We start from the raw sequence: 14,388 nt of genomic DNA on the forward strand, positions 1-14,388 counted from the left end.
GGAGCTTTCGGGCCCCGGTTCAATTCGCCCGCAAGGCGTCAGTAAATCTGACCACCTCGCGCAGAAACTTCTAATCAGCTTGCGGGTTCGCCCAGCGCGTTCATCAGCGTGCCCAGATTGTGCTGGAACATAGCAAGGTAGCTGGTCGCGGGGCCTCCCCGCTCGGACAGCGCATCGGAAAACAGGCGTCCACCGATGACAATGCCGGTCTCATCCGAGATTTGCTGAACCAGAGCGGGGCTGGTGATGTTTTCCACGAACAGAGCGGCTGCACCTTCGGCCTTCAGTTGGTCGATCAGGATGGCCAGATCTTTTGCGGATGGTTCCGCCTCGGTGTCGATCCCGACGGGGGCCAGGAAAGTCAGGCCGTAAGCATCAGCCAGATATCCGAACGCATCATGCGCGGTTACGACGGTGCGGCGGTCTGCAGGAAGGTCTGCCAACTTGGACTTGGTCTCTGCGTCCAGCGCCTCAAGCTCTGCGATATAGGCTTCGGCATTGGCCGCGATCTGATCCGCGTGCTCAGGCATCGCAGCTTTCAACACATCCGCGACATTGGTCACATAGACCACCCCGTTCGACAATGAGTTCCACGCATGCGGGTCGATTTCGCCGTCGACCTTGACTGGAGTAATCCCATCGGTGGCGACGTGTACCGTGGCATCAGTACCCGATTCTGAAATCAGCGTGTCGGACCATGTTTCAAAGCCCAGACCGTTGACAAAGATGATGTCAGCTTTGGCAACGGCTTTGGCGTCGGCGACCGAAGGCTGATAGACATGCGCGTCTGCGTCGGGGCCAACGATCGTCGTCACGTTGGCCAGATCGCCAACGACCTCTTCAACCATGTCCCCGAGGATCGAGAAACTGGCGACAATCTGGACGTCGTCCTCACCTGCAATGGCCGGAAATGCGACCAAGGCAAACGAAGCCGAGGCGATGCCGGCATAGAGCGATTTTATAAGAGTCATTGTGCTTTCTCTTCTTGTTGAATCTGAGCAACGGGAATGTCGTTGGACACGACTGGTTTGCGGGCTCTTTTGCCAAAACCAAGTGGGCCGAAGATGGCCGAGACTAGGAAAATTCCGCCCGCGACCAGAACAATGGCCGGTCCGGACGGGGTCTCTGGGAACAGGTAAGACAGGGTCAGCCCGATCCAGCAACTGGACAGCGCAAAAACGAAGCCCAGAACCAACTGAGCTGTAATCGTACTGGCCCAGTATCGTGCCGCTGTTGCGGGCAGGATCATCAGACCAACGGCCATCAGCGTGCCCAAAGTCTTGAATGCGGCCAGCAGGTTCAGCACCAGCAGCAGCATGAACCCCTGATCCACCAGCCAGGGCCGCCGCGTTTGAGTTTCAAAGAAAACCGGGTCGCAGGTGCTGACAATCAAAGGCCGCAGAAGGAAGGCAAAGGCCACCAGCGTTACGGTCGCCACACCACCCACCAGCAGCATCGACGCGTCGTCGATCCCAAGGATCGAGCCAAACAGGAAGCTTTTCAGCGGAACAGCCGACCCCGCCGCAGACAGAATGAATATCCCAACCGCCAGCGCGATCAGATAGAGCGACGCAAGGCTGGCGTCGCTGCGCAGGATCGTTCTGCGCGCCAACAACGCCGTCAGCATTGCGACACCGACACCCGCGATCAGACCGCCCACCAGCAATGACATGACTGACAGGCCAGCGGTCACGAAACCAATGACAATGCCCGGTGTGATCGCATGCGCCATCGCCTCGCCCGCCAGCGACAGACGCCGCAGAACAAGAAACGCCCCGACCGGAGCAACCGAAGCCGACAAGACGGTCGTGACCACGAAAGCACGGCGCATAAAGGCGAAGCCCCACATTTCGCTGAGCAGTTCAAACATGCGCGGGCTCCTGCGGTTTTGGGCTGGACCGGAACATCCAGGACGCCTGGCTTTCGGACAGATACCCTTGGGCAACCAAACGGTCCGGCGTCAGTACATCATCCACCGGGCCATGCGTGGCCTCTTGCCCGCCAAGCAACAGGGCGTGGCTGCAATGGTCCAGCACCGAAGACAGGTCGTGCACCACCAACACAACAGAGCGCCCCTCGTCACGCCAGCGGTGAATAATCGACAGCAGATGCGCCTCGGTGCTTTGGTCAACGGCCGCAAACGGCTCGTCCAGCAGGATCAGCGGTGCGTCCTGCATAATGACACGAGCGAACAGGGCGCGCTGCAACTGCCCACCTGACAGCATGTGAATTGGGCGGTCAGCGATATCAAGAACACCGGCCTCGTCCAGCGCAGCGGTCATTCGGTCACGTGCCGCGTTGTCCAGCCCCGACCGAAATCCAAACCCGCGCCAGGCACCCATTGCCGCCAAGTCCCGCACGCGAATTGGGAAACGCCGGTCAAATTCCGTCATTTGTGCCAAGTAACCGATTTCGCGCGGGCGGCCCTTGGGCCAGTTCAGGCTGCCCGACAGTGGGTCAATCAAGCCCAATAACATTTTCACAAACGTGCTTTTACCTGACCCGTTGGCACCTAACACAGCCAAGGTTGTTCCCGCCTCGATATCCATCGTCAGTCGGCGAAACAACGTCAGTTCGCGGTACCCAAGCGTCACATCGCGGATTTGCAGAACAGCCGTCATCAGATCACCATGTAAATCGCAAGCCACAACAGCGCAGACAGCACCAAGGCACCCGCGACCAGAACCGGCACGCTGAGCTCGGTCAGACAGCGTCCGCGTTGGCCCACGGCATAATTCGAACGGCGCGTCATGGGGTTGCCTCGCAGGGCATAAGGCAAGCGTACTCAGACAGCGTCAAGGCGGCGATGTCCCTGCACATTCCGCAGGGCCTGAACCGACAGTAATGCAATGACATGCGCATCGCCTCCTTCATTCAGACGGGGGACAGGCGAGTACAAGACAACGGGCGGCACAACCGCTTGAAACATTGTCATCTCCCTCTGGGACACCCCGCCCAGGTTCTTAAATATTCGGATGGCAGGTCTCCTGACTTACGGGTCTACGCTTTCCCGATCCTTCCCAGACAAATGTCCAGTGGACGATCTCGGGTCGCTCACCGCCTACAGTTGCGGGGGCAGTCACGGACTTGACCCATTTGACCGGGTCGCACCGTATTCCCTTTTATCCCTTCCCGCAAACAGCGGTCGGGAACCATCCCGGCGACAAAATAGGAACCGGGTCGATTCGGCAAGGGTCCACACCCGGCCTTGGCAGTTGTACGCCGCTGCGTGGGGCGCGGCAAAAGGAAGCCCGACCCCAAGACCACATGCGCTCTGAACAGAGGTTCAATGCGAGAATAAACGCCATGTTGCGGTTTTCCTTTGGCATTGCCTCTCAACTTCGACCCTTCCGGTCAGGGTTGAACACCTGATCTTGAAGCTGTTTCGACTAATGAAGGGCAAGACAGCGATCCAACTTGTCGAATCGTTTTTCTGAAACAGACGTTGAGACCCACTAAATTTGAGTGTTCGGTATGCACCACCGCGGTTTGCGCTGTTACGATGCCCCGCGATTACCCAATTGCCAATCCTGACCGCAGCCCAGACTGGATTTATCAAAGTCGAAAACGCCATCGGCACCAAGAAGAATGGCTGAAAGCCTTGATCCCAAATCCTAATTTGCATCGAAATTGAGAAGGTGGTGCCTCAAGAGGGACTCGAACCCCCGACCTTGTCCTTACGAAGGACCTGCTCTACCAGCTGAGCTATTGAGGCAAACGCAGGACCGTTTAAACGGTCCCAAAGTGGCGTGCAAGTCTTGATCTGCCGGATTTCCTCCACCGAACAGGTGCTGCGCTTTCCAGCTTCAATTGTGAATTATTTGTAACAGCGTGGATCACGCGTTGCCGACTCATTTATAATTCAATATTTCATGAAATATGATAGATCAGATAACCGACCAACTTGCCATTCTTGGCCACCCGCAGCGCATCTCCGTGTTTCGCATGTTGATGCGACGATTTCCTGACACCGTCCCGGCAGGTGAGTTGGCAACGGAACTGGGGATCAAGGCCAGCACCTTGTCGAACTACCTGAACGCACTTCAGCGGTCGGGTCTGGTGACGCAGGAACGGGTGGGAACCTCTCTGCTCTATTCAATTGAAATGAAGAATGTGCAGCACATGCTGGAATTCCTGCTGAACGACTGCTGCCGTGGACGACCTGCTATCTGTATGCCTTCAACACAAGGAACCAGGAAAATGACGGATCGGAAATTCAACGTACTTTTTCTGTGTGTGGGAAATTCCGCCCGCTCGATCTTTGCTGAATCCCTTCTGCGGACGTTGGGCGGGGATCGGTTCAACGTCTATTCCGCGGGCACGCAACCTACGTCGAAACTCAACCCCTTTGCCGTTCAGGTGCTGAGCGATAAGGGGCACGATACATCAGGCCTGCGCTCGAAACATATGTCCGAGTTCGCCACAGACGATGCGCCCGAGATGGATTTCGTCTTTACGGTCTGCAATCAGGCCGCCAACGAAGAATGCCCCGCTTGGGAAGGTCAGCCCATCAGCGGCCACTGGGGTATGGTCGACCCGGTCAAGACAACCGGCACAGAGGCCGAGCAAAGCCTTGCCTTCCAAAACGCATATGGTGCGCTGAAACGGCGGATCGAAGCGTTCACCTCTTTGCCGGTCGAAAGCCTGGATCGGATCGCATTGCAAACTGCCGTCGACGATATCGGCAGAACCCACGTCGAGGACACGAAATGACCACTTACGCGGTAAACGGCCTCGGCCGGATGGGAAAACTGGCCCTGAAACCTCTGATCGAGAAGGGCGCCAAGATCGCCTGGGTCAATGATGGCGTCGGCAACCCCGAGATGCACGCGCATCTGCTGGAATTCGACACAGTCCACGGCCGTTGGGATGCCGAATTTTCCCATGACGCGGGCAGCGTGACGATCAATGGCACGCGCCTGCCGTTCGTTGGCACCAATGACCTGTCCGACCTGCCATTGGACGGCGTGGATGTGGTGATCGACTGCACTGGCGTGTTCAAGACCGAGGCCAAACTGGCACCGTATTTCGAGGCAGGGGTGAAGAAGGTGGTCGTCTCGGCCCCGGTCAAGGACGGCCCCACCGCCAATATCGTGATGGGCGTGAATGAGGGCACCTATAACCCTGCTATGCACCACATCGTGACGGCTGCGTCCTGCACCACGAACTGTCTGGCCCCGGTCGTTAAGGTCATCCACGAAAATCTGGGTATCCGCCATGGCTCGATGACCACGATCCACGATGTGACCAACACCCAAACCATCGTGGACCGCCCCGCCAAAGACCTGCGGCGTGCGCGGTCGGCGCTGAATTCGCTGATCCCGACCACCACCGGGTCCGCCACGGCGATCACGCTGATCTATCCCGAACTAAAGGGCCGATTGAACGGCCACGCGGTTCGGGTGCCGCTGCTGAATGCCTCGCTGACCGACTGCGTGTTCGAGGTTGAACGCGAAACCACCGCTGAAGAAGTTAACACCTTCTTCAAAGCCGCCGCCGAGGGCGAACTAAGGGGCATTCTGGGCTATGAGACCCGGCCGCTGGTCTCAACCGATTACACCAATGACGAGCGGTCTTCGATTGTCGACGCGCCTTCGACCATGGTGGTGAACGGAACGCAGGTGAAAATCTATGCGTGGTATGACAACGAGATGGGCTATGCGCATCGTCTGGTTGATGTGGCGCTGATGGTCGGGGCCGCGCTGTGACCGACCGGCCCGAAGGACTGTCGGCCTATATTGCGGTCACGGCAGCTTATTGGGCTTTCATGCTGACCGACGGAGCTCTGCGGATGCTGGTGCTATTGCACTTTCATACGATGGGGTTCTCGCCGGTGCAGCTGGCGTATTTGTTCGTCCTTTACGAAATCGCCGGGATGGTCACGAACCTGGCGGCCGGTTGGATCGCGGCGCGGTTCGGCCTGACCTCAACGCTGTATGCAGGGCTTGCGCTACAGGTCGGGGCGCTGCTGGTGTTAGCGCAACTAGACCCTAACTGGGCAATTCCGGTCAAAGTCGTCTTTGTGATGATCGTTCAGGGCGCCAGCGGGGTAGCCAAGGATCTGGCCAAGATGTCATCCAAATCCGCCGTGAAACTGCTGGCCCCAACAACGGGCGGAGGACTGTTTCGCTGGGTCGCCATTCTGACCGGATCGAAAAACGCGGTCAAAGGTTTGGGCTTTCTGCTAGGGGCCGGTCTGCTGGCAACGGTGGGCTTCATGTGGGCGACGCTGGCGATGGCCATTGTGCTGGCACTCATTCTGGTTGCGGTCTTTGTGTTGATGCCACACGGCCTGCCGCAAGGACGCAAGGGCGCCAAGTTTTCCGAGGTCTTTTCCAAATCCGCAAATGTAAACTGGCTGTCTGCAGCGCGTGTCTTTCTGTTCGGCGCGCGGGATGTGTGGTTCGTGGTTGGTATTCCGATTTATTTCTACGCGGTCCTGTCCGACGGGACCGAAGAAGGAAACCGCGCGGCCTTTTTCATGATCGGCACCTTCATGGCCGTCTGGGTTATCCTATACGGAGCAGTTCAGGCCAGCGCGCCCAAAATTCTGCACGCGTCCGAGCGGACCGAGGGCGACCTGATCCGGGCAGCCCGCAATTGGGCTTCGGCCCTGTTCTGTGTCCCGGCTGCATTGACGGTGGCTGTCCTGATGTCGTCGGGGCCTGAGGCATGGCTGACCGTGACACTGGTTCTTGGCTTACTGGTGTTCGGGGCGATATTTGCGGTCAATTCCTCGCTGCATTCCTACCTGATCCTTGCCTTCACCAAGTCCGAGCGGGTCACGATGGATGTCGGGTTTTATTACATGGCAAACGCGACGGGCCGTTTGCTGGGCACTGTCCTGTCCGGCCTGACCTATCAGATCGGCGGCCTTCCACTGGTGCTGGGAACTGCTGCTATTATGGTAGCCTTGGCGGCGCTGACCTCAAGCAAGCTCACCGATCAAACGAATGAGGCGTACTCTTGAGCATTTTCGAACGCTACCTGACTGTTTGGGTCGCCCTGGCCATGATCGCAGGCGTGCTGATCGGGCTGGCAGCCCCCGGTCTGGTGGCATTTATCGCATCGGCTGAGTTCGCCAGCGTCAATCTTGTGGTGGCCGTTCTGATCTGGGCCATGGTCTATCCGATGATGGTCAGCGTCGATTTCGGCGCTGTCGCAGGGGTCGCCCGTCAGCCCAAGGGCCTTATCGTCACGCTGGTGGTTAACTGGCTGGTCAAGCCGTTCACAATGGCTTTGCTGGCAGTCTTGTTCTTTGACTACGTGTTTGCGCCGTGGATCAAACCAGAAGACGCCGCGCAATACACCGCTGGTCTGATCCTGTTGGGCGCGGCCCCCTGTACGGCGATGGTGTTTGTCTGGTCTCAGCTTACCAAAGGGGATGCGACCTATACACTTGTGCAGGTCTCAGTGAACGACCTGATTATGGTCGTGGCCTTTGCCCCGATCGTCGCGTTCCTGTTGGGGGTCACCGACATCTCGGTCCCGTGGCAGACCTTGGTTCTGGCAACGGTTCTCTACGTGGTGTTGCCCCTGATTGCCGGTCTGCTCACACGGCGCAAACTGGGCTCGCAAGAGGCCATTGACGCGTTCTCAGCTCGGGTAAAACCGTGGTCCGTGCTGGGTTTGATCACCACGGTGGTCATCCTGTTCGGCCTGCAGGGGCAAACCATTCTGGCCAAGCCGCTGGTGATTGTGCTGATCGCCGTGCCCATTCTGATCCAAAGCTACGGCATATTTGCGCTAGCCTATGGTGCGGCCTATGCGTTGAAGGTGCCCCATCGCATCGCTGCCCCCTGCGCCATGATCGGCACATCCAACTTCTTTGAACTGGCCATCGCCGTCGCCATCAGCCTGTTCGGGCTGAACTCGGGCGCGGCCTTGGCAACCGTTGTAGGTGTTCTGGTTGAGGTACCGGTAATGCTGTCACTCGTGGCTTTTGCGAACCGCACACGCAGCCGGTTTCCGGATCCGGCGGTCCCGCACAAGGCATGACCCCGCCTAGAGCACCGAAACAAAAAACGGTTTGAGGTCGTCACCTCGTTCCAGCGACGCAAGAACAGCCGCAGCCGTATCCAAAGACTCGCGGATCGTGACGTCCATATCCAGATAGCGATAAGTTCCCAACCGGCCAACAAAGGTCACGTTCGCGGTCTTGTTAGCTAGCTCGACATATTCGCCAAGCAGCGCTTTTTCCTTCACCTGCCGGATCGGGTAATAAGGAATGTCGCCCGGCTGGGCCGCGCGCGAATACTCGCGATAACAGACCGACCCGTCATGTGTTTCCCAAGGGGCAAAGTGCTTGTGTTCGGTGATCCGCGTATAAGGGACGTCTTCTTCGCCGTAATTCATGACGGCACAGCCTTGATAATCCCCGTCATAGGTAAAGCGTTCAAAATCCAGCGTGCGATACCCGAGACGCCCAAGCTCATAATCGAAGTAGCCGTCCAGCGGCCCCGAATAGAAGACGTGGCCAAACCCCTCGGCCATGTTGCGGTCGAAGGTCGTGTTCAGTTTGACCGTGATCGAGGGGTGATCAAGGATATCCGCGATCATGTCGGTATAGCCGTTTTCTGGCATCCCCTGAAACTGATGGAAAAAGTAATTGTCGTCGTAGTTGAACCGCACCGGCAGGCGTTTAAGGATCGACGCAGGCAATTCGGACGGGTGACACCCCCACTGTTTGATCGTGTATCCTTTGAAGAACGCCTCATAGAGGTCGCGCCCGACGAACCGCATGGCCTGTTCCTCAAAGCTCTGCGGATCAGTGATTGAACTGTCGGCCTTTTCTTCGGTGATAAAGCTATGGGCTTCGTCCGGGCGCATCGTCTTGCCAAAGAACTGGTTGATAGTGTGCAGGTTGACCGGCAGCGAAAAGACCTGCCCCCGAGAGGTTGTCTTTACCCGGTTCTTGTAGGGCAGGAAATTTGCATACCGATTGACATAGGCCCAGACCTCTTCGTCGTCGGTGTGAAAGATATGGGGGCCATAGACATGAACCATGACGCCGGTATCCGCGTCGCGCTGGGTATGGCAGTTGCCGCCGATATGGTCGCGGCTGTCGACAACTGTTATTTCGTGCCCTGCTTCGGCCAGTGCTCGGCCTATCACGGCACCGGACAGTCCAGCGCCAACCATCAGGAAACGACTTGCTTTCATTTCAAAGCCTTCGTCTTCAAATTTATCGTCGTCATATCAAGCGGCTTGATCAACTGCCGCCGTGCGATCTTGAGGACACCGGACCGCGCCTCGCCCGCATTGCGAAAACTCGACAGTTTTGACAACCACGCCCGGCACATGAGCCATCCCAGTTGAAGCCGACCTGAAACAGGCTGTCCGCCTTTCAGTATCCCGGCAAAAATAACAGGTACCGTACGGCGGGACAGATCGAACATTTCTTTCAGGACGGCTTCTTCTTCTTCCGAACTGAGATTGCCAGTCTCGGCCATGGCAGCTTTCAGGTTCTTGCCGACTGGACGGGTATGATGCATCGCGATTTCATCCAGAATCGCGGTTCGGAAGGCCCCGGCTTCGGCCCAGCGGCACCAGATGTAATCCAGCCCGTAGCCGCTCATGGTGTTTTCGAACAGCGGCAACGCCTTTTTCAGAATGTCCCGATGCATACATGGGGCCATGATCTCAATGTAATTGGTGTACCGCAGAACAAAGCCGGGGCACTGGCTAAACACAAAATGGGAAAAATAGCTGTCCGGGCTGAGAGATGGCTGTGCGATACGCAGTCCATAGCCGCCCATAGCGTCGAACAGCGCATTCACCATTGACGCGCTTATGTCCAGATCATCGTCCGGCAGCCAGTAATAGTCGTATTGATCCAGATTACGGTTCGAAAGCGTCTTGAACAGCCCGTCCCATTTACCGCCTTTGACCAAAACCGCTTCGACGCCGGGTTCGGGCGTAAATTCCGCATATGCTTCGTCCGAAAAGTAGCTGATCAATAGATCGTAGTTTCGGTCCTCATAGGGGATGTCCAGCCACCGGTGGTGAAGTGAGTTGCTGCCCGCACGGACAACCACAAGGCTATTCTTCATACGTGGGACCGGACCTGCTGTTCGGGGCGAAGCAAAGGACCCAGCCCGTCAATCATGTCTGGGTTCAGCGGGTGGCTCAACCGGCCATGCGTAAACTTGGCCTGATAGACAAGGTTGCGGACAAATCTTTCGACCGCCGAACCCGGCTTGGTCTTGCGACGGGCAGTTTCGATATTGCTGTCATGCGAATCTCGCTCGGCAATCATCTGCTTGCCCAAGGTCAGTATGGGGACCTTATGTTCCCAATAGAATTTCAGGTCGATATCGACAGGTCGCGCGATTGGAGCATCAACCTGCAGCAATCTGGCAGCCGCGCGCCGCCCAAGGATATAACCGGTAGTTCTGGGCGGTAGAATGTCAGACAAAACTAGGTTCTGATCGGCAAATTCCTTGATGATCTGCGCGTTCTTGCCCGGAACGCCGTCCAGTTTGATCATGACGTCCTCAAAGCACTCGGGACATTCGGCAAGCGCGTTCAAAAAGGATCGTGGGTCACGGATGAAAGTGGCATCGTCTTCCAGAACAAGGCCCACACAATCTCTGGATTCAGCGATGTGCTGCCAGATCTGGCGGTGCCCAAGCGTGCAGGCCACTTCATTTCGACTAAGGGGGCGCTTGAACTTAGCGCGGTTCATTTCTTCATCATAAATGAGTTTCAGGTCTGACCGGCCCAGCTGTTCGCCCGCGATCGCATCCGAAAACTCATGACTCAATCCAAAGCGGGCCAGTTCTGCTTCGCAGAAACGTCGCCGCTCTACATCTTTTGGCAGGCTAAGGATAACGGCAGTGATCGACACGACTTTAATACCATCTTAATATTCCGCGTTCCTAATACTAACATTTAAGCAGTAGAAAAGCGAAAGAACGAGCGTTTTTTTCGAAAGCTACGCTAAAAACCCACAGCGGCAAAAAACCGCGCAACTACAAGTACCTATCCAAAAGGCCAGAAAATCAAATTTACGCCCGCAAGCTTTGCGACCTGGCATGGATACAGGCAAGCGACGAAAAACAAAGAGAAAAAGTGCTGTTCGCGGCAAAAACACACGCACGAGGCTTCAGAAATTATTGTTGCTTTTCAAATACTTAAAAAACGCAACGAATCACTCGAAACACCCCATCTTTCAAACGCCCTTGCCCGGCTTTATCGGATGCTGACAACAAAAACGTCTTCTCTTTTCATCAATGACTCTTGCCGACAGCTTTCCTGACACCTATCTGGCTGGGGCTATCGCCAAACAGTCAGAACAAACCGTTGGGTCAATTCATTTCATCTGCCCTTTAGAGAAGAACGGTTATAGGTTATCTGAGCGAGCGCACAGTTTCACGATCTGGAGAACGCAATGATTAAGCGCGCCTGGGACAAATGGCGGTCAGGCTATATGGGCCGCCTCATCAGCGAGAGCTTCTTTGCGCAAGGTGGACTATACGCCGTCGCGATTGTTGCGATGATTGCCGTGGCGGTGACGACAGCCGGTTCCGCCTACATGATGGAATACATCGTCGATGCGATGACCAGCCCCGAGATGCGCGGCTGGGCTCATTTGATCGCGCTGGGCGTCATTGGCCTCTTCCTGGTTAAAGCCGTCGCTTCTTACATTCAGGCGGTCTATCTCGCCCGCGCCGGGAACCGGATCGTGGCCGTTCAGCAGGAAAAGGTATATCGTAAACTGCTCAGGCACGGCGTTTCCTTCTTTTCCAAAAATGAATCGTCAAACCTGTTGATGCGGACAACCCAAGGGACGCAGGCGGCGCGAAAGCTGATCGACGTCCTTGTCACCGGCTTTGTCCGCGACACCCTGACACTGGTCGGGCTTGTTATCGTAATGGTGTATCAGCAGCCGGTTTTGTCGGTGATGTTCTTTATCGTCGGCCCCATAGCGTTGATGGGCGTCCGCTACCTGTTGAAAAGCGTCCGGTCGATCATGCAGGCCGAGTTCAAGTCCCTGGCCGAGATCATCCGCGTTCTGCAGGAGACATCCGCCGGAATCAAAGTGATCAAGGTGTTTTCGCTTGAGGACAAGATGATCAACCGGATGGATACCGCCATCCACAAGGTTGAGCAGCGTTCCAACGACATTGCGCGGCTTCAATCCATCGCCAGCCCGTTGATGGAGTTTCTTGCTGGTTTGGCCGTAGCGGGCGTCCTGATCGTCAGCACAATCGGACTTGCCGGAACCGAGCAGCCAACCGCCGGTCAGCTCATGTCGTTTATCACCGCTCTGCTTATGGCCTATGAGCCCGCAAAACGGCTGTCCAAAATGCGCGTCCAGATCGAAACTGCAATGGTCGGTGTCGGCTTGTTGTTTAGCCTGTTGGATCAGGAAGACACGATGCAGGAAAGCCCGGATGCCAAAGACCTTCTCGACGGTCCGGGGGAGATCGCGTTGCGCAACGTGACCTTTGGGTATCAGGGGTCGATGCCGTTGATCGAAGACTTGAGCCTGACGTTCGAGGCGCGCAAGACCACAGCGCTGGTGGGTCAGTCGGGCGGCGGCAAGTCAACGCTGTTTGGCCTGATCATGCGCTTCTATGACCCTGACGAAGGCAGTGTGGAAATCGACGGGCAGGACTTGCGAAATGTCAGCTTCTCATCATTGCGACGCAAGATTTCCTACGTTGGTCAGGACACCTTCCTGTTTTCCACCTCGATCATGGAGAACCTTCGCTGCTCGGCGCCGGATGCAACAGATGAAGAGGTCATCGCGGCAGCGAAAGCCGCCCATGCGCATGACTTTATCAGCGAGTTGCCCAAAGGCTACGATACTCCTGTTGGCGAAAACGGCACCTTCCTGTCAGGTGGCCAGAAGCAAAGGGTCGCGATCGCTCGTGCGATCCTGCGCAACGCCGAGATTCTGTTGCTGGACGAGGCGACAAGCGCGCTGGATGCAAAATCCGAGTCGTTGGTCAAAGAAGCACTGGATGCCTTGACCAAGGACGTCACGGTGATCGTGATCGCACACCGCCTGTCGACGATTCTGGAGGCCGACAAGATCATGGTTGTTCAGGACGGCGCTGTCGTCGAACAAGGCAACCTTGATGAGCTACTGCACAAAAACGGCAGTTTCCGCAGCTTGTTTGATGAGCAATTCAAGAAACGGGAACCAGAAGCCGAAGTGGCGGAATAAACCCGTTTGGCGCTGTGGATGCGATGGACCGTCCGCTAAGGTAAGCCACGCAATCGGCTTGGCCGCATCCCAATCAGATCCCAGTCAAAGGTCGAATTCTACCGGGGCCACCTGTTGGCCCCGGAAATTCGTGATGCCGCCGGATAAGATCACGCGGCGACGTTGATTACCATCTTTCCGAAATTACCCCCCTGCAGCAATTGGTTCAGAGCTTGGGGCGCGTTTTCGAGACCGTCGACCATGTGTTCCTTGTACTTGATCGACCCGTCTTCGATCCAACCCGTCATGTCGCGGGTGAATTCCTGATAAACCGACGGTGGGAAACTATCGAAGATGATGAAGCCCTGCATTTTGACCTTTAGCCGCAGCAGGGTTCCCATGATCGCGGGGCCCATATCCGGGCCTTCGGGCAGGCCGGTCAGGTTATACCAGGCAACGATGCCGCACACCGGAATGCGCGCAAACGGGTTCAGCAGGGGCAACACGGCGTACAGGACTTTGCCGGCCACGTTCTCAAAATACACGTCGATGCCGTCTGGACACGCCGCGGCGAGCTGGGCTGCAAAATCATCGGCGTTATGATCAATGCAGGCGTCAAAACCAAGGTTTTCGACCACATGAGCGCATTTTTCAGCCCCGCCAGCAACGCCGACAACCCGACACCCCTTAAGCTTGGCGATCTGCCCAACCGTTGCACCCACTGGCCCCGCAGCAGCGGCAACAACAACGGTTTCACCCGGTTTCGGCTCACCGATTTTCAGAAGACCTGCGTAGGCCGTGTATCCAGGCATACCCAGAATGCCCAAGGCCCAGGACGGGTTCTGCGGCTTCTTGCCCAGATTGATGACCTGGGTTCCGTCAGAAATCGCGTAATCCTGCCACCCGCTGCCGGACAGAACGTAATCCCCCGCTTCATACCCCGCCAGATTGGATACAACCACCTGACCCACAACCTGCGCTGTCATGACGCCACCAATGGCAACCGGTTCCGCGTAAGATTTGGCATCGTTCATCCGACCGCGCATGTAGGGGTCAAGCGACAGATAAACCGTGCGGATTAGCATTTCGTTTTCGCCGGGCGTTGGCACGTCCGTGGTTTCCATCCGCAGCGTGTTTTCGTCCGGCAAACCTACGGGACGTTCGTTCAGAACGATCCGGCGATTTGTATCTGCTGATTGTGACATTTTATCTCCCTTTGATCTCAGTTATTA

At 56.6% G+C, this 14,388-nt stretch carries 14 protein-coding genes, 1 tRNA gene and 1 riboswitch; of the genes, 5 read left to right on the plus strand and 10 right to left on the minus strand.

Going from position 1 to position 14,388, the window contains the following annotated elements:
• Positions 1-74: 74 nt before the first annotated feature.
• The 6 genes from GOV87_RS12875 to GOV87_RS12895 all read right to left on the minus strand — a co-directional run bounded on the left by GOV87_RS12875 (position 75) and on the right by GOV87_RS12895 (position 3,715).
• The gene (locus tag GOV87_RS12875) at positions 75-971 is read right to left on the minus strand and encodes a metal ABC transporter solute-binding protein, Zn/Mn family (protein WP_171212058.1); all 897 of its coding nucleotides are present in this window, start codon (positions 969-971) and stop codon (positions 75-77) included.
• On the minus strand, positions 968-1,870 hold the full coding sequence (locus tag GOV87_RS12880) for a metal ABC transporter permease (protein WP_217350996.1): 903 nt from the start codon (positions 1,868-1,870) through the stop codon (positions 968-970). Before GOV87_RS12880 ends, GOV87_RS12875 begins: the two co-directional genes overlap by 4 nt.
• Positions 1,863-2,621 carry a metal ABC transporter ATP-binding protein gene (locus GOV87_RS12885; protein ID WP_171212059.1) on the minus strand — a complete coding sequence of 253 codons (759 nt, stop codon included), beginning with the start codon at positions 2,619-2,621 and terminating at the stop codon, positions 1,863-1,865. The genes GOV87_RS12880 and GOV87_RS12885 overlap by 8 nt, the downstream gene beginning before the upstream one ends.
• A complete protein-coding gene (locus GOV87_RS20570) occupies positions 2,621-2,752 on the minus strand; it encodes a hypothetical protein (RefSeq protein WP_256367674.1) in 132 nt (43 codons plus the stop codon). The genes GOV87_RS12885 and GOV87_RS20570 overlap by 1 nt, the downstream gene beginning before the upstream one ends.
• Before the next feature lie 33 nt (positions 2,753-2,785).
• Entirely contained in the window at positions 2,786-2,929 is a 144-nt protein-coding gene (locus GOV87_RS12890; protein ID WP_171212060.1) for a hypothetical protein, read from the minus strand.
• A gap of 30 nt (positions 2,930-2,959) precedes the next feature.
• Positions 2,960-3,172, minus strand: a riboswitch (cobalamin riboswitch).
• Positions 3,173-3,639: 467 nt separating this feature from the next.
• A tRNA-Thr gene (locus GOV87_RS12895) sits at positions 3,640-3,715 on the minus strand.
• A 164-nt stretch (positions 3,716-3,879) separates the two neighbouring features.
• Between GOV87_RS12895 and GOV87_RS12900 the strand changes: the two genes are divergently transcribed.
• From GOV87_RS12900 to arsB, 4 genes are read left to right on the plus strand one after another with little or no spacing between them, the layout of a single operon-like run.
• Positions 3,880-4,713: a helix-turn-helix domain-containing protein gene (locus GOV87_RS12900; RefSeq protein ID WP_171212061.1), complete on the plus strand. Its 834-nt coding sequence runs from the start codon at positions 3,880-3,882 to the stop codon at positions 4,711-4,713.
• Entirely contained in the window at positions 4,710-5,708 is a 999-nt protein-coding gene (locus GOV87_RS12905; protein WP_171212062.1) for an ArsJ-associated glyceraldehyde-3-phosphate dehydrogenase, read from the plus strand. Before GOV87_RS12900 ends, GOV87_RS12905 begins: the two co-directional genes overlap by 4 nt.
• Positions 5,705-6,970 (plus strand): organoarsenical effux MFS transporter ArsJ, encoded by a 1,266-nt coding sequence (arsJ, locus tag GOV87_RS12910; protein WP_171212063.1) that lies wholly within the window; start codon positions 5,705-5,707, stop codon positions 6,968-6,970. Before GOV87_RS12905 ends, arsJ begins: the two co-directional genes overlap by 4 nt.
• Before the next feature lie 41 nt (positions 6,971-7,011).
• On the plus strand, positions 7,012-7,998 hold the full coding sequence (gene arsB / locus GOV87_RS12915) for an ACR3 family arsenite efflux transporter (RefSeq protein WP_254447374.1): 987 nt from the start codon (positions 7,012-7,014) through the stop codon (positions 7,996-7,998).
• 6 nt (positions 7,999-8,004) lie between these two features.
• On the opposite strand, the gene glf is transcribed toward arsB, so the two are convergent.
• Genes glf through GOV87_RS12930 form a run of 3 tightly spaced genes read right to left on the minus strand, consistent with a single transcriptional unit; the run spans position 8,005 to position 10,849 of the window.
• Positions 8,005-9,162: a UDP-galactopyranose mutase gene (gene glf, locus GOV87_RS12920; protein WP_217360851.1), complete on the minus strand. Its 1,158-nt coding sequence runs from the start codon at positions 9,160-9,162 to the stop codon at positions 8,005-8,007.
• Positions 9,159-10,052 carry a hypothetical protein gene (locus tag GOV87_RS12925; RefSeq protein WP_171212065.1) on the minus strand — a complete coding sequence of 298 codons (894 nt, stop codon included), beginning with the start codon at positions 10,050-10,052 and terminating at the stop codon, positions 9,159-9,161. Before GOV87_RS12925 ends, glf begins: the two co-directional genes overlap by 4 nt.
• Positions 10,049-10,849, minus strand: coding sequence for a glycosyltransferase family 25 protein (locus GOV87_RS12930; protein ID WP_171124221.1), 801 nt, complete (start codon positions 10,847-10,849; stop codon positions 10,049-10,051). Before GOV87_RS12930 ends, GOV87_RS12925 begins: the two co-directional genes overlap by 4 nt.
• 543 nt (positions 10,850-11,392) lie before the next feature.
• On the opposite strand from GOV87_RS12930, the gene GOV87_RS12935 reads away from it, so the two are divergent.
• Complete coding sequence (locus GOV87_RS12935) at positions 11,393-13,177, plus strand: ABC transporter ATP-binding protein (RefSeq protein WP_171212066.1); 1,785 nt, start codon at positions 11,393-11,395, stop codon at positions 13,175-13,177.
• Positions 13,178-13,326: 149 nt separating this feature from the next.
• On the opposite strand, the gene GOV87_RS12940 is transcribed toward GOV87_RS12935, so the two are convergent.
• Positions 13,327-14,361: an NADP-dependent oxidoreductase gene (locus tag GOV87_RS12940; RefSeq protein ID WP_171212067.1), complete on the minus strand. Its 1,035-nt coding sequence runs from the start codon at positions 14,359-14,361 to the stop codon at positions 13,327-13,329.
• Positions 14,362-14,388: the final 27 nt, after the last annotated feature.

This window comes from Ruegeria sp. HKCCA5426, assembly GCF_013034585.1.
Classification (GTDB): Bacteria; Pseudomonadota; Alphaproteobacteria; order Rhodobacterales; family Rhodobacteraceae; genus Ruegeria.